We start from the raw sequence: 24,630 nt of genomic DNA, 5'->3' as shown, positions 1-24,630 counted from the left end.
CTGTTTGACACTTTAAAGAGGCCACAGCCAACAATCCAAGGCATATCCCGCAAATTCTTGCCGTATACAAAACGTTTATGGGATTTTTTGAGCACTTGATTCAAATCAACGCCTCTCCGGCTGACAGGCATAGTGTAAGTTCTAATTGACACTTTTTACCTGCAACCGATACGCTGGTCATGGACAGCAAAAGGGAGAGGCTCAGGCACATGTCCACCCGGACATCCCCACAGACCGCACCGCTTGGGCTCTATACGCCCGAGGAACGCGCACGCCGCGATGCCACGATCTGGACCCCGGTTCAGGGAGTCCTGGCGCCGTTGCAATTCGTGGTGTTTCTCATCTCCCTCGCATTGGTCATCCGCTACCTGATGACCGGTGAAGGCTACCTGATCGCCACCTGGTCCATTGTGATCAAAACCGGCGTGCTCTACATCATCATGGTCACCGGCGCGATTTGGGAAAAAGTTGTTTTTGGCCAATACCTTCTGGCCCCCGCCTTTTTCTGGGAAGACGTGTTTTCCTTCCTCGTGATCGCGCTGCACACCGCCTATCTCTGGGCGCTCTTCACAGCCGCTCTGGACCCCGTCCAACTCATGTGGCTGGCGCTCGCTGCCTACGGCACCTACGTCATAAACGCGGTGCAGTTCGTCCTCAAACTGCGCGCCGCCCGGTTGCAGGCCGCCGCTCCGCAGGAGGCCCCCGCATGACCGAACTTCCCCGTCTCCCCACCTCAGGTGGTTGCCGAAACACACCGATTCTCAAGCAGCGCGGCCAGCGCGAGGTGTTCTGCGGCCTGACAGGAATCATCTGGCTGCACCGCAAGATGCAAGACGCGTTCTTCCTCGTCGTCGGCAGCCGCACCTGTGCGCACCTTCTGCAATCGGCGGCAGGCGTGATGATTTTCGCCGAACCCCGCTTCGGCACCGCGATTCTCGAAGAAACCGACCTCGCCGGTCTGGCCGATGCCCAGGACGAGCTCGACAAGGTCGTGGACGAACTCCTCGTCCGACGCCCCGACATCAAGCAGCTCTTCCTCGTCGGCTCCTGCCCGTCCGAGGTGATCAAACTAGACCTCGCCAAGGCAGCCGAGCGGATGACACAGCGCCACGCGCCTTCTGTCCGCGTGCTCAATTTCTCCGGCTCCGGCATCGAGACGACCTTCACCCAAGGCGAAGACGCCTGCCTCGCCTCCATGGTTCCCGTCCTGCCCAAAACGGACGACCGCCAACTCCTGCTGGTCGGCGCGCTCCCCGACGTGGTCGAGGAGCAAGCGATTGGCCTCCTAGAAGCCATGGGCATAGGCCCGATCAAGGTGCTGCCCGCCCCCCGCGCAGGCGACGACCTCGGCATCGGCGAAAACACAGTCTACGCTCTCACCCAACCTTTCCTCGGCGATACGCATGACGCACTCACCCGTCGCGGCGCACGGCACCTGCCCGCCCCTTTCCCCTTCGGCGAAGAGGGCACAACACAGTGGCTCGCCGCCATCGCCACCGAATTCGGCGTCACCCCCGACCTCTTCGAAAAGGTCACCGCCGCCCCCCGCGCCCGCGCCCGCAAGGCCATCGCGCAAGCAGCCGAGGCGCTGCATGGCAAGACCATCTTCTTCTTCCCCGACAGCCAGCTCGAAATCCCACTGGCCCGGTTCCTGACCCGCGAATGCGGCATGGACGCGATCGAGGTGGGCGCCCCCTTCATCCACAAGGGCCTCGTCGGCCCAGATCTGGACCTCCTCGCCGCAGGCCCCACCATCTCCGAAGGGCAGGACGTCGACCTCCAACTTGACCGCGCCAAGTCCGCCAAACCCGACCTCACCGTCTGCGGCCTCGGCCTCGCCAACCCGCTGGAGTCCGAAGGGCTCGCCACAAAATGGGCCATCGAACTCGTGTTCACCCCTGTCCACTTCTACGAACAGGCAGGCGACCTCGCGGGCCTCTTCTCCCGCCCCCTCCGCCGCGCGGACCTCCTGAAGCTGGAGGGTACCCAATGAAGATCCCCTTCATCTTGCCAACTAAACTCCAGGGTCTGGGGCAGAGCCCCAGCGGCCAGCCATGAAGCTCACCGTCTGGACATATGAGGGCCCGCCCCATGTCGGCGCCATGCGCGTCGCCACAGGCATGCGCGACCTGCACTACGTGCTGCACGCCCCCCAAGGCGACACCTACGCCGACCTGCTCTTCACCATGATCGAACGGCGCGACCACCGCCCGCCGGTGACCTACACCACCTTCCAGGCCCGCGATCTGGGCGCAGACACAGCCAATCTGTTCAAGACAGCGGCACAGGACGCCTACGACCGGTTCAAACCGCAGGCGATCATCGTGGGTGCCTCCTGCACCGCCGAACTGATCCAGGACGACCCCGGCGGCATGGCCGAAACCATGGGCCTGCCGGTGCCGACCATCCCGCTCGAACTGCCCAGCTACCAGCGCAAGGAAAACTTCGGCGCGGACGAGACGTTCTTCCAGATCGTCAAAGCGCTGGCGAAACCGATGGAGCGCACGAAACAAGTAACCGCCAATCTGATCGGTCCTACTGCCCTGGGTTTCCGTCATCGCGACGACATCCAGGAAGTGACAACGCTGCTGTCTGATATGGGCATCAGCGTCAATGTGGTGGCCCCCATGACATCGTCTCCCCAAGACATTGCCCAGATGGGGGCTGCCCATTTCAACGTACTCATGTATCCCGAAACCGCCGAAAGCGCCGCGCGCTGGATGGAACGCGAACTGGGCCAGCCCTACACCAGAACCGTGCCCATCGGCGTCGGCGCCACCCGCGACTTCATCGCCGAAGTGGCCGCGATCAGCGGCAATGAGGCATATCTCGACACCTCTCGCCTCCGCCTGCCCTGGTACTCCAAATCCGTCGACAGCACGTATCTCACGGGCAAGCGCGTCTTCCTCTTCGGCGACGGCACCCACGTGCTGGCCGCCGCGCGCATCGCGCAGGACGAGATGGGCTTCGAAGTGGTGGGCCTCGGCTGCTACAACCGCGAAATGGCCCGCCCCATCCGGGCCAAGGCCAAGGAAATGGACCTCACAGCCACGATCACCGACGACTACCTCGAAGTTGAACGGGTGATCGAACAGCTCCAACCCGAAATGATCCTCGGCACCCAGATGGAACGCCATATCGGCAAACGCCTCGGCATCCCCTGCGCCGTGATCTCAGCGCCGGTGCACGTGCAGGACTTCCCGGCGCGCTACTCCCCCCAGATGGGGATCGAGGGCGCCAACGTCATCTTCGACACCTGGGTTCACCCGCTGGTCATGGGGCTCGAAGAGCACCTCTTGCACATGTTCCGCGAGGATTTCGAATTCCACGATGCCGCCGGCCCCTCCCACCACGGCGGCCACGCGCCCAAACCCGAGGACGGAGGGGGGCCAGCCCCCCAGCCTGCGGCTTCCCCCCGGAGTTTATCTGGCAAGATGAATGAAGGATCAGTGATCTGGCTCGCAGATGCTGAGAAAGAGCTGAAGAAGATCCCATTCTTTGTCCGCGGCAAGGCGCGCCGAAACACCGAAACCTTTGCCGCCGAACGTGGCGTGGCCGAAATCTCGGTCGACACCCTCTATGAAGCCAAGGCCCACTATGCGCGATGATATGCACATAAAAGGGCGCCTGCCCGGCTATCGCGTGGTCATCATCACGCTGGACAGCCACGCCGCCGGCCCCGCTCGGCGGGCCATGGATGCGCTGGCGGTCGATTATCCCGGCCTCGACCTGCAAATCCACGCCGCCGCTGAATGGGGTGAGACCCCCGGCAGCTTCGAGGCAGCAGAAGACGCGGTGATGAACGCCGACATCATCATTGCAAACCTCCTCTTCCTGGAAGAGCACGTCTCTCGCATCCTGCCCGCCCTGCGCGCGCGCCGCGACGACTGTGACGCCATGATCGGCGTTGTAGCTGATGCCGAGGTGGTCAAGCTGACCCGCATGGGCACGCTCGACATGGCACAACCGCCCTCGACCATGGGCAAGCTGATGAAGCGCCTGCGCGGATCGTCAAAGCCCTCGACCGAGGATGGGGCCAAGAAGATGGCGATGCTGCGCCGCCTGCCCAAGATCCTCAAGTTCATTCCCGGCAAGGCGCAAGACCTGCGCGCCTGGTTCCTTGTCATGCAATACTGGCTGGGTGGCTCGGACGATAACGTGCGGGCGATGATCCAGTTCCTGCTGAACCGCTACGCCACCTCCGCCGACTGGAGCGTGCGGCCCGAAGCAGCCCTACCCATCGACTACCCCGATGTCGGCCTCTACCACCCCGATCTACCCCAGCGCATCACCACAGATGCCGCCGACATCCCCGGCCCGAAAGGCGCCGAGATGACCGTCGGCATTGTCATGCTGCGCTCTTACGTCTTGGCCGGTGACACCGCCCACTACGATGGCGTGATCCGCGCGTTCGAGGCGCGCGGTATGCGTGTCCTGCCCGCCTTTTCCGGCGGCCTCGACGCCCGCCCGGCCATTGACGCTTACTTCAAGGATCAAGTGGACGCGCTTGTGTCCCTGACCGGCTTCAGCCTCGTTGGCGGCCCCGCATATAATGACAACGAGGCGGCCATCGACGTACTGGCCGACCTCGACGTGCCCTACCTCGCCGCTCACGCGCTCGAATTCCAGACGCTGGGGCAATGGGCAGGCAGCACGGGTGGCCTCGGCCCCATCGAAACAACAATGCTCGTAGCCCTGCCCGAACTTGACGGCGCCACCTGCCCCACTGTCTTTGGCGGTCGGCTTGGGCCAGAAGGCTGCGATGGCTGCGCCCACACCTGTGCCGCGGGTGAGCCAAAAGCGATGGTGCCATGTCAGGAGCGTATCGACAGCCTGGCCGAGAAAGCGCTGCGCCTGGGTCGCCTTCGCCGGAAGGAGAATGCAGACAAGAAAGTCGCCATCGTCCTCTTCGGCTTTCCACCGAATGCAGGCGCCGTTGGCACAGCCGCCTATCTCTCTGTTTTCGAAAGCCTTTTCAATACGTTGAAAGCAATGCAGGCGCGCGGCTACCAGGTCGATCTGCCCGAAAGCGTCGACGCCCTGCGCGCACAAGTCCTTCAAGGCAACGCCTCCCAATACGGGCAGGAAGCCAACGTGGCGGCCCATGTGGACGCCGACACCATCGTCCGCACCACCCCTCCGCTTCACGCCATCGAAGCCGTCTGGGGGCCCGCGCCGGGTCGCATACAGTCCGACGGGCGCGGCGTGTTCGTGCTGGGCAAGGAAATGGGTAATGTCTTCATCGGCGTCCAACCCGCCTTCGGCTACGAAGGCGACCCGATGCGGCTGCTCTTTGAAAAAGGCTTCGCGCCCACCCACGCCTTCACCACCTTCTACCTCTGGCTCCGCAACAGCTATCAGGCCGACGCGGTGATCCACTTCGGCATGCACGGTGCGCTCGAATTCATGCCGGGCAAACAGGCGGGTCTCGGCGCGCGCGACTGGCCCGACCGGCTGATCGGCGAGATGCCGAACATCTACCTCTACGCCGCCAACAACCCGTCCGAAGCCTCGCTCGCCAAGCGCCGCTCGAACGCTGTGACGGTCACGCACCTGACGCCGCCCTTGGCGCAATCCGGTCTCTACAAGGGGCTCGCGGAGCTGAAAGACTCGCTCACCCGCTGGCGCGAGATGGACGACAGCGATGAGGCACGGGCCGACCTCGAAGAGCTGATCGCCGAACAGGCCGACGCGGTTGATATGGGCGGCACGCCACCAGATACACTGTGGCTGAAGCTGCTGGAAACCGAAGACGCGCTGATCCCCGACGGTCTGCATATCGTGGGCCAACCGCTCAGCGATGCGGCGCGCGAAGAGTACCTGAACCTCATGCCCCACGCGGACGATGACACGCGGGCCCGCGTGGAAGAGTTGCTGCGCAATGAAACCGAACTCGCCGCCCTGATGACAGCGCTCGACGCGCGCTATATCCGCCCCGTTCCCGGCGGCGACCTCATCCGGTCGACAGAGATCCTGCCCACAGGCCGCAACATCCACGCCTTTGACCCCTTCCGCATGCCCACGGCCTTTGCCTGCCGCGACGGGATGAAACAAGCGCAACTGCTGCTCGACACGCACCCCACGCTGCCGCGCTCAATCGCACTGGTGCTCTGGGGCTCGGACAACATCAAATCCGACGGCGTTCCCATCGCCCAGGCGCTCGCTCTCATGGGCTGCACCCCACGCTTCGACAGCTTCGGCCGCCTTGCCGGTGCCGACCTGATCCCGCTCTCCGAACTCGGTCGTCCCCGCATTGACGTGGTCATGACCCTCTCGGGCATCTTCCGCGACCTCCTGCCCCTGCAAACCCGCATGCTGGCCGAGGCGGCACTCAAATGCGCCGAAGCCGACGAGCCGCTCGACCAGAACTACATCCGCGCCCACGCGCTGGCCTATGCCGACGCGCAAGGCGTCGACCTCGCTACCGCCGCCCTGCGCGTGTTCTCGAACGCCGAAGGCGCCTATGGCTCAAACGTGAACCAACTGGTCGACAGCTCCGCCTTCGGGGACGAGGACGAACTGGCCGACGCCTACGAGACGCGCAAAAGCTTTGCCTACGGCGTCGATGGCAAGTCCGCCGCCAACCCGGCGCTCCTGCAAAAGGCGCTCGCGGATGTGGAGGTGGCCTACCAGAACCTCGAATCCGTCGAACTGGGTGTCACCACAGTCGACCACTACTTCGACACGCTGGGGGGCATCGCCCGCGCCGTCAAACGCGCCCGCGGGTCCGAAGCGTCGGTCTATATCGGCGACCAGACGCGCGGCAACGCCAAGGTGCGCACGCTCAAGGACCAGGTGGCGCTCGAAACCCGCAGCCGCGCGCTAAACCCCAAGTTCTTCGAAGGACTGCTGAAACACGGCGCCGAAGGGGTTCGCCAGATCGAGGCAACTGTCACCAACACCCTCGGTTGGTCGGCCACGACCGGCCAGGTGGACGACTGGGTCTACCAGCGCATCTCAGAAACCTTTGTGCTGGACGAAGAGATGCGCAAGCGCATCGCGGACCTGAACCCGACGGCTTCGAGCCGCATGGCCAACCGCCTGCTGGAAGCCTCGGACCGCGACTACTGGGCGCCCGATGCCGAAACTCTGGCGGCCCTGCAAGACGCCGCCGATGCGCTTGAGGACAAGCTCGAAGGGATCGCAGCCGAATGATCCGTTCCGCAAACACATACGACAGGAGCCTCCGGCGGCGGTTTTCTTTGCGAAATGAAGCAGGGGATCTCTCCCCATTCGAAAGGAGGGGCGCATGAGCCCACTGGACAGAAATCCACCCATCCTGCGCGGGCAAGACGGCGAAGGATCGGTTCAAGTGCATCAGGACGCCGACGCCAAGATCGAAGGGGCCAAGGTGTTTTCCGTCTACGGCAAAGGCGGGATCGGCAAGTCGACCACCTCGTCGAACCTGTCGGCAGCCTTTTCAAAGCTGGGCAAACGTGTGCTGCAGATCGGGTGCGACCCGAAGCATGACAGCACCTTTACGCTGACCGGCCACCTGCAACCCACGGTGATCGACATCCTGAAGGAGGTCGATTTCCACCCCGAAGAGCTGCGCCCCGAAGATTTCGTTACCACCGGCTTCAACGGGGTAATGTGTGTCGAGGCAGGCGGTCCGCCCGCGGGCACCGGCTGCGGTGGTTACGTCGTGGGCCAGACGGTCAAGCTGCTGAAACAGCACCACCTGCTCGAAGAAACCGATGTGGTGATCTTTGACGTGCTGGGTGACGTGGTCTGCGGTGGCTTTGCGGCCCCGCTGCAACATGCCGACCGGGCGCTGATCGTCACGGCCAACGATTTTGACAGCATCTACGCGATGAACCGCATCATCGCCGCGGTGCAGGCCAAATCGAACAACTACAAGGTGCGGCTCGCCGGCTGCGTCGCCAACCGAAGCCGCGAGACGGACGAGGTTGACCGCTACTGCAAAACCGTCGGCTTCAACCGCATCGCGCACATGCCCGACGTGGACGCCATCCGGCGCTCGCGGCTGAAGAAAAAGACCCTGTTCGAGATGGATGATGAGGAAGACATCGTGCGCTGCCGCGCCGAGTACATCCGCCTCGCGGAAACCCTCTGGAACGGGACCGAGGGGCTCGCCCCCGCACCTATGGAAGACCGCGATATCTTTGAACTCTTGGGCTTTGATTGATGCAATATGACCAAACCCGCGCCCGGGTCGAAGACTATTTCGACCGTACGGCGACCCAGACATGGGAGCGTCTGACCTCGGACGCGCCGGTGTCGCGCATTCGGGAAACCGTGCGCGCGGGGCGGGACCAGATGCGTGACCTGATGCTCAGCCGTCTGCCCGATGACCTGACCGGCGCACGCATCCTCGACGCGGGCTGCGGGCCGGGCATGGCAACCATCGAACTCGCCAAACGCGGCGCACAGGTCGTGGCCGCCGATATCTCGCCCCAACTGATCGACATCGCGCAACTGCGCCTGCCGCATGACCTGCAAAAACAGGTGACCTTCCACGCGGGCGATATGCTCGACCCCGAACTTGGCACCTTTGACGCGGTCATCGCGATGGACAGCCTGATCTACTACACCGCGCCAGACATCGGGGACGCGCTGGCCAAACTGGAACCCCGTGTCGGTGGCCCCATCGTCTTCACCGTGGCCCCGCGCACCCCTGCGCTCATGGCCATGTGGTACGCGGGCAAGGCGTTCCCCCGCTCCGACCGTTCGCCCGTGATGATCCCGCACGCGCACCCAAAACTGGCCCAAGCCGCCAAAGCCGCAGGCACGCACCGCCTCTTGCGCCCCATCGACCGGATCACCTCGGGTTTCTACATCTCCGAAGCGATGGAGTTGCGCCCGTGAACGCGCTCAAGCATCTCTCGCTGAAGGCGTTGCCCTTCTCGGATGCAGCGTCCGAAGACTTGCCCATGGGCCAGCTTCTGCGCCTGTCGCTCTTCCAGGTATCGGTCGGTATGGCAACGGTCATGCTCTTGGGCACGCTCAACCGTGTGATGATCGTGGAACTGTCGGTGCCTGCGATGATCGTTGCGGTGATGATCGCGCTGCCGGTGCTCTCGGCCCCCTTCCGCGCCCTTCTGGGCTTCCGCTCCGACACCTACCGCTCCGCCATCGGGTGGAAGCGCATCCCCTACATCTGGTTCGGCGCGCTCTGGCAGTTTGGCGGGCTCGCCATCATGCCCTTCGCCCTGCTCGTGCTGTCGGGCGACACAGTCCACGACGTCCCCTTCGCGGGCGAAGTCCTCGCAGGGCTCGCCTTCCTCATGACCGGCCTCGGCATCCACATGACGCAGACCGCAGGCCTTGCGCTGGCTAGCGACCGGGCCACCGACGAAACCCGCCCGCGCGTGGTGGCAATGCTCTATGTCATGTTCCTCGTCGGCATGGGCATCTCGGCCCTCATCATTGGCGGTTTACTCAGCAATTACAGCAGCTTGACCCTGATCCGCGTGGTGCAAGGCTCCGCCGTTGTGGGCGCCATCCTCACTTTCATCGCGCTCTGGAAGCAGGAAAGCGTGACCCCAATGAGCCGCGAAGAACGCGAGGCACCCCGCCCGCTCTTCCGCGACGCCTGGAACGACTACGCAAGCGGCGGCAAGGCCGGACGGCTCCTCGCCTGCGTCTTTGTCGGCACCATGGCCTTCAACATGCAGGACGTGCTGCTGGAACCCTATGGCGGCGAAATCCTCGGACTGTCTGTCTCGGCCACCACGGTCCTCACCGCCCTCTGGGCCGCAGGGGCACTGGCCGGGTTTATCTGGGCTGGCCGCCGCCTCGCCAAAGGCTCCAACTCCTACCGCCTCGCAGGGGGCGGCATCCTCGCGGGCATCTGGGCCTTTTCACTGGTGATCTTCGCAGCACCAATGCAAGCCAACATACTGTTCTACGCAGGCGCCACCCTGATCGGCTTCGGCGGCGGCCTCTTCGCCGTCTCAACCCTCACAGCCGCGATGGCAATGCCCGCCCAAGGGGTCGCCGGGCGCGGGCTGGCCCTCGGGGCGTGGGGCGCGGCCCAAGCGACAGCAGCAGGCGTCGCCATCGCCCTTGGCGGTACGTTGCGCGACTGGGTCGATGCCATCGCCATGTCCGGGGCCTGGGGCGAAGGGCTCGCCACGCCCGCCACCGGATACTCCTTCGTCTACCATCTCGAGATTGGCCTCCTCTTCGTCACTCTCGCCATCCTGGGACCGCTCGTGCGCACTTCGGGTCCTCTCACCGAACGGAAAGAAACGAAGCCTCTGGGCCTCGCGGATTTCCCCACATGACCGCTCTTTGGAAAGGACACCCGTCATGACCTCAACATTCTTTGGCGAATTCGACCTCGCGTCCCTGTCGCTCTGGTTGTTCTACTTCTTTTTCTTCGCCCTCGTGGTCTGGATCCAGCGCGAGAACATGCGCGAAGGCTACCCGCTCGAAGATGACGAGGGGAACAAATCGTCCAACCCCAGCCTCTTCCCGCTGCCCGAGGACAAGACGTTCAAGCTGCCGCACGGCCGCGGCGAAGTGACAGTGCCCTCCGGCCAGGTGCCCGAGCGCGAAGACATCCCGATGAAACGCACCGGCCCCGGAAACGGCTACCCGCTGGAGCCCACAGGCGATCCGATGCTTGACGGCGTTGGCCCGGCCAGCTGGGCACCCCGCCGCGACGTGCCGGAACTGGACGGCCACGGCCACCCCAAGATCATCCCCATGTCGGCCAATGACAGCTTCCGCTTCGCCACGGGCCGCGACCCGCGCGGGCTGCCGCTGGTGTCCGGTGACGGGGAAGTTGTGGGCAAGGTCGTCGACATGTGGATCGACGAGCCGGAACAATTGGTCCGCTACCTAGAATACACGCTCGACGCCAAATGGGGCACAGGCAACCGGCTGGTGCCGCTGACGCTCGCACGGATCAAATCCGACCGCGTCGTGGTGCGCACGCTCTATGGCAAGCACTTCGCCACCGTGCCGCAACACGCCAGCGCCACCCAGGTGACCATGCTCGAAGAGGAAAAGATCAGCGCCTACTACGGCGGCGGCGTCCTCTACGCCGACAGCAAACGGCAAGAGCCGAAACTCTGATGAACCGCGGGGCGGGCCCAATGGTTCGCCCCGCATGATCCGAAACCGAAGGAAAGGGAACGTGCGCCATGTCCCATGATGATTTCGCAGTCGAGCCGGTCAAAGGGCTCCCCGAAGCCCCGCCCGAGGGCGAACAGATCCTGTGGCAAGGCAGGCCAGACACCCGCGCGCTGGCGCGCGAGGCGCTGAACATCAATTGGGTCATCGGCTACTTCGCGGTCCTGGCCGCGTGGCGCTTCATCTCGGTGGTGGACCTGATGCCGATCGGGCAAGCGATCGGCGCCACCCTTCCCTTCTTCATCCTGGGCGCGGTCGTCTGCGCCTTGCTCTACGCCATTGCACTGATCCAAGCACGCGCCACGGTCTACACGATCACCACATCGCGCATCGCCATGCGGATCGGCGCGGCGCTCACGATGACCATCAATCTGCCGTACAAAGAGCTGGGCAACGCAGCGCTCGACCTGCGCAAGAACGGCACTGGCACCATCGCACTCGACACAACGGGCAAGACCAAGATCAGCTATCTGGTCCTCTGGCCACATGCCCGCCCCTGGACCTTCGGCAAAACCCAACCGGCTCTGCGCTGCATCCCGGACGCCGAAAACGTGGCCCAAATCCTCGCCGACGCGGCAGAGGCGCGGATCAACATGCCCGAAGTGACCCGGGTGCCCACAACCGACCCTGTGGCGGCGGAGTAAGCAGATGTCCGACGCACACAGCCCCCGCATCCACGCCAAGGAAGACGAGCTCGTCCCCCGCGTCCTCATCCGCGCGGTCCTCGCCCTCCTGCTGATTGTCCTGTCGCTTGTGACCATCGCCACGCTCACGGACCGCCCGTTGGAAAGCACGCCACCACAAACCGAAGTGATTGCCGAACGCGCCATTTTCCTCTCCGGCGACGCCTCGGGCGCGGCGCGGGTGATGGACCTCAACGGCGCAATCCTCGCCGACTTCCCGTCCGACAAGGGCGGCTTTGTCGCCGGCATCGAACGGGTGATCGCCCGCGAACGGGCCAAGGCGCGCATAGACGCGACAGCCCCGGTGATCCTGCGCCTGCGCGCAGGCAATCGCCTGTCGATCTACGACCCCGAAACCAATTGGTCAGCCGAGCTTATGGGCTTTGGCGCCGACAATCTCCGCACCTTCGCCAGGTTGCTGGAGCCACCCCGGGCCAACACTTCGGCCCCCAACCAGACCCAGGGAGGAAGCCACCATGGGACTACTGACTAAGGACGTCGAACGTGCCCCCTGCACGGTCGAAATAAGCCACAAGTTCGAAAGCCTGCACGCGCATGTGAGGTTCAACAACGGCGCCGTCGTCTATCCGGGTGACGAAGTGCAGGTACAGGGCCCCGAAATTATGGCCCCTTTCGGTGAAATCGTGACCGAAGACCGCGAGGCCGTGATTGTCCGCGCCTCGAAACTCGAACGGCTCTGGACCCGCCTCACCGGCGATTTCGAAGTCATGGAACTCTGCGAATTCTCCTTCTCCGAAGAGGTGACGCTATGAATATCCAGAACACAGACAAACACACGGCAGACGCAACATCAGTCGAAGAAGGGCTGGCCATCGCCCAGGCCCAGGACGAAAAGTTCACGTCCGAGTTCGCCACCGAAACGGCGATGCAGAACACTCTGCTGACCCCGCGCTTCTACACCACCGACTTTGACGAGCTTGACGCCATCGACGTCTCAAGCGTGCGCGAAGACTGGGACAAGCTGATCGACCAGATGGAAAGCGACCCGAACAAGGGGCATTTCAAGAAAAACGAAGACTGGGATCACGTTGATTGGGACGGGATGGAGCCGGAGTTGAAAAAGGAATTCATCGACTTCCTGATCAGCTCCTGCACAGCTGAGTTCTCGGGCTGCGTCCTCTACAAGGAAATGAAACGCCGCGGCGCCAACAAGGACATCACGCAACTCTTCCAGCTCATGGCACGGGATGAAGCACGGCACGCGGGCTTCATCAACGACGCCCTGCGCGAGGCCGGTCTGCGCGTGAACCTCGGCTTCCTGACACAGAAAAAGAAATACACCTACTTCCGGCCCAAGTTCATCTACTACGCGACCTACCTGTCGGAAAAGATCGGCTATGCCCGCTACATCACCATCTTCCGGCACCTTGAGGCGAACCCCGAACACCGCTTCCACCCGATCTTCAAATGGTTCGAAGAGTGGTGCAATGACGAGTTCAGCCATGGCGAGGCCTTCGCCTTGCTGATGAAGACCGATCCGAAACTGACCTCCGGTCTCAACGTCTACTGGATCAAGTTCTTCCTCACGGCGGTCTATGCCACGATGTACGTCCGCGACCACCAGCGCCCGGCCTTCCACAAGGCCCTTGGCGTTGATCCCGACTGGTACGCGCACGAGGTCTTCACCAAGACCTCCAAGCTGTCGGAACAGATCTTCCCGATCACGCTCGACATCGACCACCCCCGCTGGCAGCGCGGGCTGGAACGGCTGCAAAAGGCCAATGTCGACATGGCAGAGGCGAAGGGGCTGAAAAAGCTCGGCGCTCAAATCCGGGCAGCGGCGGCTTTCGTGTCGCTCTACACAATCCCGGCGAAAAAGCACGTGGTGCCTGCCTCGACCCGTCTCGAGCCTGCCTACTGATGCCGTTTTCTGACGCAGAAAACGTCTGGACCGCGACGCGCGGTCCAGGGGCACCGTCCTCAGGACAGTGCCCATTTTCCGCGTCGGAAAATCCCCGGAAACCGTGCCGGTTTCCGGCAACCGGGGGGCCAAAATGACCCCCTGGATCGCCGCCCTCATCGCCCTCTTCATCTGGTGGTTCTCCACCGGCACCATCCTGATGGCGGTCAAATACGCCGACCGCGCGGGCGAACGGGCGCGGCGCACCACCACATGGGCGGGCCTTCCACTCATAATCCTCGGCGCCTACGGCACATACTGGTCCATGACACAGACCGACATCATGGGCATTTACGTGGCCTTCCTGTCCGCTCTCGCCCTCTGGGGCTGGATCGAACTGGCATTCCTGACGGGCATGATCACCGGCCCCAACCGCCGCGCCCTGCCGCCCCACCGCCCCGAATGGGAACGGTTCATCCGCGCCTGGGGCACCGTCGCCTATCACGAGATGCTGCTGACCGTGACACTGATGATCCTCGGCATCGTGCTCTGGACCGCAGACAACCCCTTCGCGTTCTACACCTTCGCCGTCCTTTTCTTCGCCCGCATCTCGGCCAAGCTGAACCTCTTCTTCGGCGTCCCCCGCATCAATGTCGACTTCCTGCCCGAAGCACTGGCACACCTGCCCAGCCACTTCCGCATCGCTGGCATGAACTGGCTCTTCCCGATCTCCGTGACCGCACTCACCTTCGCCGCCGCCTGCTGGCTCGAACGGCTCTATGCCGCAGACACCGCAGGCGCAGTGACGGGCTTTGCGCTTCTCACCGCCCTCACGGCCCTCGCGGCCCTCGAACACTGGGTGATGGTTCTCCCCATCCCCGACGAACGGCTCTGGCGCTGGATGCTGCCAGAAGCAAAACCAACCAAGAACACGACACCAACAGGGGGACATCATGGACTTTGATGCTTTGTTCCAAACCCAACTCGACGCACTGAAAGAGGAAGGGAACTACCGCATATTCGCCGAACTGGAACGCCAATCCGGCGCTTTCCCACGGGCCAAATGCCATGACGACGACGCCCCTGACCAGGTGACGGTCTGGTGCTCCAACGACTACCTCGGCATGGGTCAGCACCCGTCAGTGACCAAGGCGATGAAGGACACCATCGACGAATGCGGCGCAGGTGCAGGCGGCACGCGCAACATCAGCGGAACAAACCACGCCCACAAGCTGCTGGAACAAGAACTCGCCGACCTCCACGGCAAAGAGTCGGCCCTCCTCTTCACCTCCGGCTACGTCTCAAACTGGGCGGCACTCTCCACCCTTGGCTCCCGCCTCCCCGACGCAGTGATCCTGTCGGACGAGCTGAACCATGCCTCCATGATCGAAGGCATCCGGCACAGCCGCGCGTCCAAGGTCATCTGGAAACACAACGATCCCGAAGACCTCGACCGCAAGCTGGCGGCCCTGCCTGCCAACGCGCCCAAGATCGTGGCCTTTGAATCCGTCTACTCCATGGACGGCGACATTGCCCCCATCGCCGAAATCATCGACGTCTGCGAAAAGCACGGCGCAATGAGCTATATCGACGAAGTGCACGCAGTCGGAATGTATGGCCCCCGCGGCGGCGGCGTCGCGGAAGAGTTGGGTCTGATGGACCGCATCACCCTGATCGAAGGGACGCTCGGCAAAGCCTACGGCGTCGTCGGCGGCTACGTCACCGGCTCCGAAGCGCTCTGCGACTTCATCCGCTCCTTCGCCTCCGGCTTCATCTTCACCACCGCCCTGCCCCCGGCAGTGGCGGCTGCGGCCCGCACCTCCATCCGGCACCTCAAACAGTCGGACCAGGAACGGATGCAACAGCGCGAGCGCGTCGCCTACCTGCGCAAGCGGCTGGACCAGGAGGGGATCCCGCACATGGACAACCCCAGCCACATCATCCCCGTGATGATCAAGGACCCGGTCAAATGCCGGATGCTGTCGGATTACCTGATGCAGCAATACGGAATCTACGTCCAACCGATCAACTACCCGACCGTGCCCAAAGGCACCGAACGGCTGCGCTTCACCCCCTCACCGCTCCACACGACAGAGGATATCGAGCACCTCGTCACGGCACTGAAAGACCTATGGAAACAGTGCGCTATTGCCCACGCGGTTGCCTGAACAGGGGAAAACACCCAAGCATTTCCCGCCGACATGCAGGTCAAGTCAAAGTTACTGTTGACTTGACCGCGAACCCACTACGTTCTGTGCCAAGAACTCAGGAAGGAGACCCACATGTTCCGCACATTTGCCATCGCAGCAGCGACCGCCACGCTGGCCGTGCCCGCATTCGCCGACGGCCACGCCGCCTCCGGTGACCCCGCCGAAGGGGAAAAGGCATTCCGCCAATGCGTCTCGTGCCACGTCGTCCAAAACGAAGCAGGCGACACGCTGGCAGGCCGCAACGCCCGCACCGGCCCGAACCTATACGGTATTGTGGGCGGCAAGTTCGGCCAGGTCGAAGACTTCCGCTATTCCGACATCAACCAACTGGCCGCAGACGCCGACACCACCATCACCGAAGAGGTGTTCGTGGCCTACGTCCAGGACCCCACGGGCTACCTGCGTGAGCTGACAGGCGACAACGGCCGCTCCAAGATGACCTACAAGGTCCGCAAGGAAGAAGACGCCGTGAACCTCTTTGCCTACCTCGCCTCGCTTCAGGCGGACAGCGGCAGCTAACCCATTCGCAGTCACACGCGATCAGGGCCGTCGGACATTCCGGCGGCCTTTTTCGTTGAACAACTCCCCAATATGTCAAGATTCCAGCGCAAAAGTGACATCCCGGCACTGGACGCACACGCACGGAACCCGCATCTCTGGGGCTGACACGCACGCCCAAGGACGCCCATGCCCCTCTCCGCCCCCATCACCCGCCGCAGCGCCCTTGCAACGCTTCTGGCCAGCGCCGCCCTGCCCCGCACCGCACTGGCCCAAGGCCTCACGCAACCGTTCTCGTTCGACTGGCTCAAGGCCACGATGGAAACCCGCGCCAAGTCGCCCGATGCGCCCCCCGCGCCGCTGGAAAGCTTCCTGCAAAACCTGACCTACGACGACTACCGCAACATCTACTTCCGGCCTGTCGCAGCGCACTGGTCCGACACCACCCTGCCCTTCCACGCCTCCCCCTTCCACCCTGGCTGGCTGTTCAAAGATCCGGTCCAGATCCACGAAGTCCACAACGGCCAAGCTGCCCCCATCAGCTTCACCACGGATGATTTCGAATACCGTAACGATGTAGGCGACCGCGTCCCCGACAATGCGGAACTGCCGGGCATCGCGGGGCTGAAACTCACGCACCCCCTCAACCGCCCCGACAAGTTCGACGAAGTCGTCACCTTCCTCGGCGCCAGCTACTTCCGCGCGCTTGGGCGCGGCAACAGCTACGGCCTCTCGGCCCGCGGCCTTGCCATCAACACGTGGCTGCAAGGGCCCGAAGAGTTCCCCCGCTTCTCCGCATTCTGGGTCGAACGGCCACAGGCGCTCGACACGTCCCTCACCCTCTACGCCGCCCTCGACAGCGCGTCCGTCACCGGGGCCTACAAGATCACGATCACCCCCGGCGACGACACCACCATGGATGTCGAGGCGACGCTCTTCTTCCGCGACAGCGTTCCGCAACTGGGGCTCGGCCCGCTCACCTCCATGTTCTATTTCGCCGAACACACCGAACGCGATTTCGACGACTTCCGCCCCCAGGTCCACGACAGCGAGGGGCTGCAAATCATCCGCAAGGACGGCAACACGCTCTTCCGCCCGCTCAACAACCCGCACCGGGTCTCAAGCTCGTACTTCAACGAACCCAACATGGCCCAATTCGGCCTGATCCAGCGCGATCGTCGGTACGAGGATTACCTCGACGCAGGCGCGCGCTACCACGACCGCCCCTCGGTGATGGTCGAGCCGCTGAACGACTGGGGCCCCGGCACCGTCCGTCTGGTCGAAATCCCGGCTGAGCTCGAAATCGACGACAACATCGTCGCCTTCTGGGTGCCCAAAGACGCGCCACAAGCGGGGACAAGCCGCACCTACGCCTGGCGCATGCATTGGGGCGCCCTGCCCCCCTCCGGTGATCTGGCATGGGTCCAGGGCACGCTCGCAGGCGTCGGCGGCCCCTCGGGCGTGCCGCTCGAAAACCCCAACCTGCGCAAATTCGTCATCGACTTCGAAGGTGGCGCTTTGGGCGACATGGACCCAGACACCGACCTCATCCCCGTCATCACCCACTCCGCAGGCGAGATCGCAGGCCACGTCCTCCACAAGGTCGAGGGCGCGGCAAAGCCCACCTGGCGGCTCTTCATCGACATCGACGGCGGCGATCACGATCTGATCGAACTCACCGCCCACATCACCGACGGCACGACCCGGCTGTCAGAAACCTGGCTCTACCAATGGCTACGCAACACCGCACCCACCTGACGCCCCTCCCCTCTTTCTTCTGGCTGAAAATACCTTGGGGGAGGCCGCAGGCCGGGGGCAGCGCCCCCACCCGACATGCGCCTATCCAAACGCGGCCCAACATATCTTGGCAAAGCCCGTAGGGTGCGCATTCACTGCGCACCAACCCCAAGCGAAAATCCGGCACTCAACCAAACCGCTCTAAAACCGCCACCGGAGGGCCACCCACACCAAGACATCGACTAAAATCTGTGATGTCCTAAACCCATGCGATTTGTGAACCCCCTCCCCTTCGTGACCGACATCAACCGGTCCAAGGCATTCTACACCACGATCCTGGGCCTCTCGATCACCGAAGACCACGGCAATTTCGTCACCTTCACCGGCGGCTTCGCGCTCCACGACGGCGCATCGCTCTTTCGAACGACCTTCGGCACGGACGACACCAGCGCACCGCCCTACGGACGCGAAAACCTCGTGCTTTACTTCGAAGAGGTGGACCTCGACGCCGCCTTCACCCGGATCGCACCCCAGGTCGATCTGATCCACCCCATCCGGTGCGAACCCTGGGGCCAGCGCGTCTTTCGCCTCTTCGATCCCGACAGGCACATCCTCGAAATCGGAGAGCCACAATGACCGACACACGCGACGCAGCCCTGACGCTTTGGCAGTTTCACTGCGTCTACGATGACCTCAGCCCCTCCGACGCCATCGTCGGCCTCGGCTCCTATGACCTGCGCGTGGCCAGCCACTGCGCCGACCTCTACCACCGGGGCCTCGCCCCCCGCATCCTCTTCACCGGCGCGTCAGGCAATTGGACGCGCGACATGTTCCAGACCACCGAAGCCGAAGCGTTCAAAGACCACGCCATCCAAAACGGCGTCCCCCCAAACGCCATCACGCTCGAGCCGCACGCGACCAATATCGGCGAAAACATGCGCCTCTCCGCCGCCCGCCTGCCGGACGCGAAACAGGTCATCCTTGTCACAAAACCCCAGACCCAACGCCGCTGCCAGGCCACGGCCCTCGGTCAATGGTCGGGCATCAAACCACTGGTCACTGCCCCGGCCACCTCTTTCGATGACCAGCCCCTTACGCATCACGACGCACGCGCGCTCATCTGCGAAATGGTCGCCGACATCGCACGCATGCCCACCTACGCCGCCCGCGGCTTTCAAATCGCCGTGCCGCTGCCCCACACCGTCCAGGACGCCTTCGATCTGCTGGTCGAGGCCGGTTTCACCGACCACCTGCCCACCGACCCGTAGGGTGCGCATTCACTGCGCACCGGCGCTCACACAACAATCCGCACCTCGGTCACATCCCCATCTACCTCACGGCACGCCGCCAGCACCCGCCGCTCCAGATGCGTCTGCACATAGGCCCCGTGAAACCGCGACGGCGCCTTCAACGTCAACCGCCCCCCTGCCCGCTCCACGCGCTCCAGCCCAGCCAACCAAGACGCATAGATCCCCGCATCCTCAGCATGCAAAATCGCCTGAGCCAAAGCCCACTCCGTCCCCTCGGACACATCCGGCGCGACAACAGCCCCCTTCACTGGCAAAGGCACGACCTTCGGCGCCTCCGCCTCACTGGCCCCCATGCGCAACTCGAAATCCGGCCCCACAGCTGCCCAATACGCCTCCGTATCGATTAGCACCCGTTCCAGGTCCAACCCATGCTCGGACACACGCCCTCGCGCACCCTGCCGCTTAACCACAAGCCAACCCCGCGCCCGCAGCAGCGCCATCTCCCGCTTCACAGTCCGTTCATCCACCGACCACAGCCGCGCAATCTCGCGCTGCCCCACGGCCAGCTCGTCCCGCGCCCAATTGTAGCGCGCTGTGATCAGCGTTATCAGGCGCAGCACCCGCCGCTGCTCATGCTTGCCCTGCGCCAGAGCGAACGCACCCAAGGCTGTCAAAATATCGTATTTGCGCGCAGACGCGCCCCGGCCCACCGGCCTCAGCGTTTGCATCCCTGCCCTCATTTTCTCGAAACTGTCCGGAAGTCCGAACATCACCTGCCGACGGTTGTTTTGTGCGGTTCTGGCCGCTTTTTCGTCTCTGCCCCCGATTTGCGTCCCAAGCCGCGATTCTGTCAAGGGTAGATGTGGATAACCTGCCAGACCCAAACCCAAATCAAAAGAAAAGCAGGTAGATATGGTATTGGGGGACAGCTTGTGTGTCCCCTATTTCGGCAGTTCTGTCACCCAATAGATGGGGGTGTCGGAAAAACTGTCCCCCTAAATCTGGGCCTATGCCTCAACGCACACCGCGTTCACAGAATCACAACCATTCACGTCTGATCGCGCCCACTGACCCTGATCTGTCCCCGCGGGGACAACATTAATCCGCTTTTGCTTTTTCCGCAAAATCAGCGTAAATCTGGAAATGAGCAGAATTAACGTCCCCGCGGGGACAAAAACACCAACTGTCCCCGCGGGGACAAACCACAGGCAGCGCATGTTCACGCACACAGACCTCGCCCAGCTTCAGGCGCAATCCCTCAAGATGCAGGCCTTCATCCGCCAGCAAACCTACTCCCCCGAAAGCGAAAAGACGCTCCGTCGCTTCTCAAGCTGGGAGGTGGCGGAACTCATCTTCAAAGCCAACCAAAGCACCCTGCGCGGCCGCCTCGCCGCCGATCCTTCCCTGCCCCAGGGCACGGTCGAAGAAGACGGCCGCCAACGCTGGTACTCCCTCGAAGAGATCAACGAGCTGCGCCGCCGCATCAAGGTGAACCGCAAGTCCCTGATGCCCTACCGCCCGGCAAACAAGCGCGCGATCCGCGCCGCCATCGCCAATTTCAAAGGGGGCGCAGGCAAATCCACCACCGCCCTCCACTTCGCCCACGCCGCCGCCCTCGACGGCTACCGCGTCCTCTGCGTCGACTTCGACCCGCAGGCCACGCTCAGCCACTCCATGGGCCTTTCCGACGTGGCCGAGGAATACACCGTCTGGGGCATCATGGCCCGCGATCTAGGGCATGAAACCGACCGTATGAACTCCGCCCTGCGGGGTGCTGAATCCGGCACCGCCCTGCCCCAACGCAAACTGCCCGCCGCGATCACCGACATGGGCCTCAATGACCTGCGCGCCAGCGACTTCATCAAGCCCACGAACTGGCCCACCATCGACATCGTGCCCAGCTGCGCCAATGCCGCCTTTGTCGAATTCGCCTCGGCCCAATACCGGCACATCAACCCCGAATGGTCCTTCTTCGCCGCCGTCTCGCGCTTCCTTGACCAGATCGCGCCCGACACCTACGACCTGATCCTCTTCGACTGCCCGCCCGCCATCGGCTACCAGTCCATGAACGCCGTCTTTGCCGCCGACGTGCTCTACATCCCCTCCGGCCCCGGTTATTGGGAATACGACTCGACCACGTCCTTCATCGGCCAACTCTCCGAAGCGCTCGAAGACCTCAGCCGCTTCAACGGACTTGTCCCCGCGGGGACAATGACGCTTCCCAAGTCCTTCCTCGACCTCCGCTTCCTGCTCACCCGGTTCGAGCCGGGCAATGACCTGCACCGCGCCATGCAGGGCGCCTTCCAAAAAGTCTTCGGCGACCGCGTGTGCGAACACCCCATCGAAATGACCCGGGCCGTCGAACAATCCGGGCGATTCCTCAGCAGCATCTACGAAATAGATTACCGAGATATGACCCGTGAAACCTGGCGCCGCGCCCGCGCGTCCTTCGACCGGGCTTACGAAGAATTCAAAACAAATCTGGGCGAGGCCTGGGACAAACTGGAGGATGAGGCATGAGCAAGCGCCGCGTATTCGACATCAATTTCGAGCCCGAAGAAACCAGCGAAGCCCCTGCCCCAGCCGAGGAGCAAACGCGACGAGGCCCTATGGCCGCCGCCATCTCGGAAAACGCCGACGCGCTCACCGAACGCCAGTCTGCCGAGGCGGAAATCCGCGCCGAAAACGACCGGCTCGCGCACGAATATGTGTCTCTAAAAAGGGATGGTGCCATCGTTGCCCGCGTTCCCCTCGGGGACGTGGCCATGCGCAAACTCACCCGCGATCGCAGCACCACCCGCGACCCGGACCTCGAAGAACTCAAGACCTCGATCCGCGACCTCGGCCTGTCGAACCCGATCCAGGTCGAAGACACCGGCGACGGCTACGAACTCATCCAAGGCTTCCGCCGCCTCAGTGCCTACAAGTCCCTGTTCAAGGAAACCGGAGACGAGCGCTACGCGACCATCCCCGCCGTTCTGGTCGCCAAGGGTGAAGCTCTCGAAAAACTCTACCGCCGCATGGTCGACGAAAACATGGTCCGCCGTGACATCTCCTTTGCGGAAATGGGCCAACTCGCCGCCAGTTACGCCCGCCAGATGGACCTCGAAGTGAATGACGCCATCGCCGTTCTCTTCGCCTCTGCTGGACGGCAAAAGCGTCACTACATAGGCAGTTTCAGTCTCTTAATGGACAAACTGGGCCATCTGCTCCAATACCCCGAAGCGATCCCTCGCGCCCTCGGCCTGAAGCTCGTCAAGACGCTCGAAGATCAACCCCGCGCGGCCCAACATCTGAGCGCCCTACTTGAGCACCAAAAGCCCAACGATGCGGTCGCCGAGCTTGCCGTCCTGAACAAGGTCGTCGCTCCCAAGCCTGTCAGCGAACAGGCCGCTCCCTCTACGTCCTCCAAGACCACCATCAAGCTCAATCGCAAGTCCGGCGCGGCGAAGGTCATCGGCTCGAAGGGTAAGATCGAACTTCAAATGAACCGCGACTTCGGCGCTGTCGATCCGCGCAAGCTCGAAGCTGCCGTGCGTGCCTTGCTGGACCAACTCGACCTCTGAATTCTGGTCTGTCCCCGCGGGGACAAACCATCTTTCACACTATTCTCTCTGCAGAATATCTCGGATCAGCGCGGCGGTTTCTGCCGGTTGCTCTTCATGCGCTAGATGCCCCAGACCCGGCAGTTGATGCACCTGCGCGCTGTGTAATAGCGCAGCAGCTTTGACGGACACATCCGGGCGCACCGTCTTGTCCCTGTCCCCAATGATGAAGTGCATCCGCGACGGATGATCTCCCAGCCTCTTAAGCAGCGGGTTCAACTGCCATTGCGCCATCATTAAAAGCGTGCCGTCGACGTGGTTTCGATCGGCTACAAGACGGCGGTACAGGTCCAGACCCTCGGTGTCCAGTTGGGAACCCGACGCGCTAATCAGCGCCCGGATCCGGTCCGGTTTTGAAGACGTGCCAGAGAAAAGCGCAGCAGTAAATGGCACCGAGGCTAGAGCCTTCGCCATCGCTGGGAACATCATCCCGGCGAGCCCCTTGAACGGTTCCAAAGCAGCGTTGATTCCGATGACGACAGGTGCTTGTCCCCGCGGGGACAGATCGTTTTCGGCGAGTCTTAGCGACACCGCGCCGCCTGCCGAATGGCCGATGATCGCGGCGGGGTTCCATCCTTCATGCACGCACAGTTTGGCGATGTCCTGTGCCATGGTGTCCAAGCCACAGCGATGCCGCGCGCCCAGTTGGGTGAAGCCGTGGCCGGGGAGGTCGAGGGCCACCACGTGGAAGTTTTTCGCAAGTTGGGGGATCACGTCGCGGTAGCTGTGCGATGAGGCGCCTGCGCCATGGAGCAACAGCAAGGTTTCGCCTCGTCCCGCTTCCTGGATATGCCAGCGGTGAACCGGCCCTTGTCCCCGCCGGGACAGGTGGGCGTTTGGCCAGGTGTCGATCTGCGCCCAGTCCATGTTTTAGCCATCCAGAGCCGACGTCACAGCGCCACTGAGACGCTGCGCATCGGCACGTGGCAAGGGGACGTAAGGGGCATTCAGAGCGCGGCTGAGATCCTGCAGCGCGCGTTGTGGGCGGTTAGACATGTCGATGACCAAAGCGGCTGTGCCGGAGGCCCGGATCGCGGTGCCCATGGCGGTGGCGTCCTCAGCCGCTTGGGCGCGGTTGGCGCTGCCGTCGAGGGCGATGTTGCTACGCCCGTCGGTGATCAGGATGATCGTTGGTGTGAGCCCTTTAGTGCCGCTTTGCTGGGCGAGGAGCAGGGCGTGTTGCAGGCCCGAGGCGAGCGGTGTGCCGCCCCCGCCGGGTAAGGCGGAAAGGCGGCGTTTGGTCTGCACGAGCGAGCGGGTGGGGGGCAAGAGGGTTTCGGCTTCGCTGCCGCGGAAGGCGATGAGGGCGACGTGATCGCGGCTGGCGTAGGCGTCGGCGAGGAGGAGTTCGATGGCGCCTTTGGCTTCGTTCAGGCGGGACATGGCGGCGGAGCCGGAGGCGTCTACGGCGAAGATCAGCAGGCGGTCGGATTGCTCCGCGTAGCGTTTGAGTCGGATGTCGGAGGGGCGGATGAGGAGGCTCGTGCGGTTGGGTTGCTGTTGGCGCCGCAGGGGCTGCCAGGGGGCGGCGGCGCGGAGGGTTGAGATGAGGTCGATGCGAGACGTGCCGTCGAGCCGTCCGGGGCGCGCGGGCAAGGGGCGGCCGCGGCGGTTGGAGGTGCGTTTTTGACCCGCACCTGCGCCGCCGGATTTTCGGGTTGTCCCCGCGGGGACAAGTCCGTT

23 protein-coding genes are annotated in these 24,630 nt (G+C 63.4%); 20 read left to right on the top strand and 3 right to left on the bottom strand.

Annotation, left to right across the window (positions count from 1 at the left end):
• Positions 1-209: 209 nt before the first annotated feature.
• From bchF to RA29_RS18300, 18 genes are all read left to right on the top strand, one after another.
• On the top strand, positions 210-710 hold the full coding sequence (gene bchF / locus RA29_RS18385) for a 2-vinyl bacteriochlorophyllide hydratase (RefSeq protein ID WP_039688767.1): 501 nt from the start codon (positions 210-212) through the stop codon (positions 708-710).
• Positions 707-1,993, top strand: a complete 1,287-nt coding sequence (locus tag RA29_RS18380) for a ferredoxin:protochlorophyllide reductase (ATP-dependent) subunit N (protein ID WP_039688765.1) — start codon at positions 707-709, stop codon at positions 1,991-1,993. The genes bchF and RA29_RS18380 overlap by 4 nt, the downstream gene beginning before the upstream one ends.
• 61 nt (positions 1,994-2,054) lie before the next feature.
• Positions 2,055-3,608 carry a ferredoxin:protochlorophyllide reductase (ATP-dependent) subunit B gene (gene bchB / locus RA29_RS18375; RefSeq protein WP_039688763.1) on the top strand — a complete coding sequence of 518 codons (1,554 nt, stop codon included), beginning with the start codon at positions 2,055-2,057 and terminating at the stop codon, positions 3,606-3,608.
• Entirely contained in the window at positions 3,598-7,155 is a 3,558-nt protein-coding gene (locus tag RA29_RS18370) for a magnesium chelatase subunit H (protein WP_039688761.1), read from the top strand. Before bchB ends, RA29_RS18370 begins: the two co-directional genes overlap by 11 nt.
• 94 nt (positions 7,156-7,249) lie before the next feature.
• Entirely contained in the window at positions 7,250-8,149 is a 900-nt protein-coding gene (gene bchL, locus RA29_RS18365; RefSeq protein ID WP_039688759.1) for a ferredoxin:protochlorophyllide reductase (ATP-dependent) iron-sulfur ATP-binding protein, read from the top strand.
• Positions 8,149-8,829: a magnesium protoporphyrin IX methyltransferase gene (bchM, locus tag RA29_RS18360; protein WP_039688757.1), complete on the top strand. Its 681-nt coding sequence runs from the start codon at positions 8,149-8,151 to the stop codon at positions 8,827-8,829. Before bchL ends, bchM begins: the two co-directional genes overlap by 1 nt.
• A 65-nt stretch (positions 8,830-8,894) precedes the next feature.
• Positions 8,895-10,250, top strand: a complete 1,356-nt coding sequence (locus RA29_RS18355; protein WP_082029617.1) for a PucC family protein — start codon at positions 8,895-8,897, stop codon at positions 10,248-10,250.
• A 25-nt stretch (positions 10,251-10,275) separates the two neighbouring features.
• Complete coding sequence (gene puhA, locus RA29_RS18350) at positions 10,276-11,046, top strand: photosynthetic reaction center subunit H (RefSeq protein WP_039688753.1); 771 nt, start codon at positions 10,276-10,278, stop codon at positions 11,044-11,046.
• A 68-nt stretch (positions 11,047-11,114) separates the two neighbouring features.
• Entirely contained in the window at positions 11,115-11,747 is a 633-nt protein-coding gene (puhB, locus tag RA29_RS18345; RefSeq protein WP_039688752.1) for a photosynthetic complex putative assembly protein PuhB, read from the top strand.
• A gap of 4 nt (positions 11,748-11,751) precedes the next feature.
• Positions 11,752-12,279, top strand: a complete 528-nt coding sequence (gene puhC, locus RA29_RS18340; protein ID WP_082029607.1) for a photosynthetic complex assembly protein PuhC — start codon at positions 11,752-11,754, stop codon at positions 12,277-12,279.
• Positions 12,263-12,559 carry a hypothetical protein gene (locus RA29_RS18335; protein ID WP_039688750.1) on the top strand — a complete coding sequence of 99 codons (297 nt, stop codon included), beginning with the start codon at positions 12,263-12,265 and terminating at the stop codon, positions 12,557-12,559. Before puhC ends, RA29_RS18335 begins: the two co-directional genes overlap by 17 nt.
• Entirely contained in the window at positions 12,556-13,668 is a 1,113-nt protein-coding gene (acsF, locus tag RA29_RS18330) for a magnesium-protoporphyrin IX monomethyl ester (oxidative) cyclase (protein WP_039688748.1), read from the top strand. Before RA29_RS18335 ends, acsF begins: the two co-directional genes overlap by 4 nt.
• A 133-nt stretch (positions 13,669-13,801) precedes the next feature.
• The gene (gene puhE / locus RA29_RS18325; protein WP_039688926.1) at positions 13,802-14,611 is read left to right on the top strand and encodes a putative photosynthetic complex assembly protein PuhE; all 810 of its coding nucleotides are present in this window, start codon (positions 13,802-13,804) and stop codon (positions 14,609-14,611) included.
• A complete protein-coding gene (gene hemA / locus RA29_RS18320) occupies positions 14,601-15,815 on the top strand; it encodes a 5-aminolevulinate synthase (RefSeq protein WP_039688746.1) in 1,215 nt (404 codons plus the stop codon). Before puhE ends, hemA begins: the two co-directional genes overlap by 11 nt.
• Before the next feature lie 114 nt (positions 15,816-15,929).
• Complete coding sequence (locus RA29_RS18315) at positions 15,930-16,376, top strand: c-type cytochrome (RefSeq protein ID WP_039688744.1); 447 nt, start codon at positions 15,930-15,932, stop codon at positions 16,374-16,376.
• Between the two features lie 168 nt (positions 16,377-16,544).
• On the top strand, positions 16,545-18,113 hold the full coding sequence (locus RA29_RS18310; RefSeq protein ID WP_039688742.1) for a glucan biosynthesis protein G: 1,569 nt from the start codon (positions 16,545-16,547) through the stop codon (positions 18,111-18,113).
• Positions 18,114-18,359: 246 nt separating this feature from the next.
• Complete coding sequence (locus RA29_RS18305) at positions 18,360-18,728, top strand: VOC family protein (RefSeq protein WP_039688740.1); 369 nt, start codon at positions 18,360-18,362, stop codon at positions 18,726-18,728.
• The gene (locus tag RA29_RS18300) at positions 18,725-19,360 is read left to right on the top strand and encodes a YdcF family protein (protein WP_039688737.1); all 636 of its coding nucleotides are present in this window, start codon (positions 18,725-18,727) and stop codon (positions 19,358-19,360) included. Before RA29_RS18305 ends, RA29_RS18300 begins: the two co-directional genes overlap by 4 nt.
• 26 nt (positions 19,361-19,386) lie before the next feature.
• Here the strand turns inward: RA29_RS18300 and RA29_RS18295 are convergent, their stop codons facing one another.
• Entirely contained in the window at positions 19,387-20,070 is a 684-nt protein-coding gene (locus RA29_RS18295; RefSeq protein ID WP_039688924.1) for a hypothetical protein, read from the bottom strand.
• Between the two features lie 487 nt (positions 20,071-20,557).
• Here RA29_RS18295 and RA29_RS18290 point away from each other — a divergent pair, with 487 nt between their 5' ends.
• Together RA29_RS18290 and RA29_RS18285 are read left to right on the top strand one after the other, a co-directional pair.
• Positions 20,558-21,862: an AAA family ATPase gene (locus RA29_RS18290; RefSeq protein WP_039688736.1), complete on the top strand. Its 1,305-nt coding sequence runs from the start codon at positions 20,558-20,560 to the stop codon at positions 21,860-21,862.
• Entirely contained in the window at positions 21,859-22,908 is a 1,050-nt protein-coding gene (locus tag RA29_RS18285) for a ParB N-terminal domain-containing protein (RefSeq protein ID WP_039688734.1), read from the top strand. The genes RA29_RS18290 and RA29_RS18285 overlap by 4 nt, the downstream gene beginning before the upstream one ends.
• A gap of 39 nt (positions 22,909-22,947) precedes the next feature.
• On the opposite strand, the gene bchO is transcribed toward RA29_RS18285, so the two are convergent.
• Both bchO and RA29_RS18275 read right to left on the bottom strand, forming a co-directional pair.
• The gene (bchO, locus tag RA29_RS18280; protein WP_039688732.1) at positions 22,948-23,814 is read right to left on the bottom strand and encodes an alpha/beta fold hydrolase BchO; all 867 of its coding nucleotides are present in this window, start codon (positions 23,812-23,814) and stop codon (positions 22,948-22,950) included.
• Between the two features lie 3 nt (positions 23,815-23,817).
• Positions 23,818-24,630: VWA domain-containing protein (locus tag RA29_RS18275; RefSeq protein WP_039688730.1), on the bottom strand; the 813-nt coding region annotated here is incomplete at its 5' end.

Source organism: Tateyamaria sp. ANG-S1 (assembly GCF_000814025.1).
Classification (GTDB): Bacteria; Pseudomonadota; Alphaproteobacteria; order Rhodobacterales; family Rhodobacteraceae; genus Tateyamaria.
This window is presented reverse-complemented; position numbering and strand designations above follow the sequence as displayed.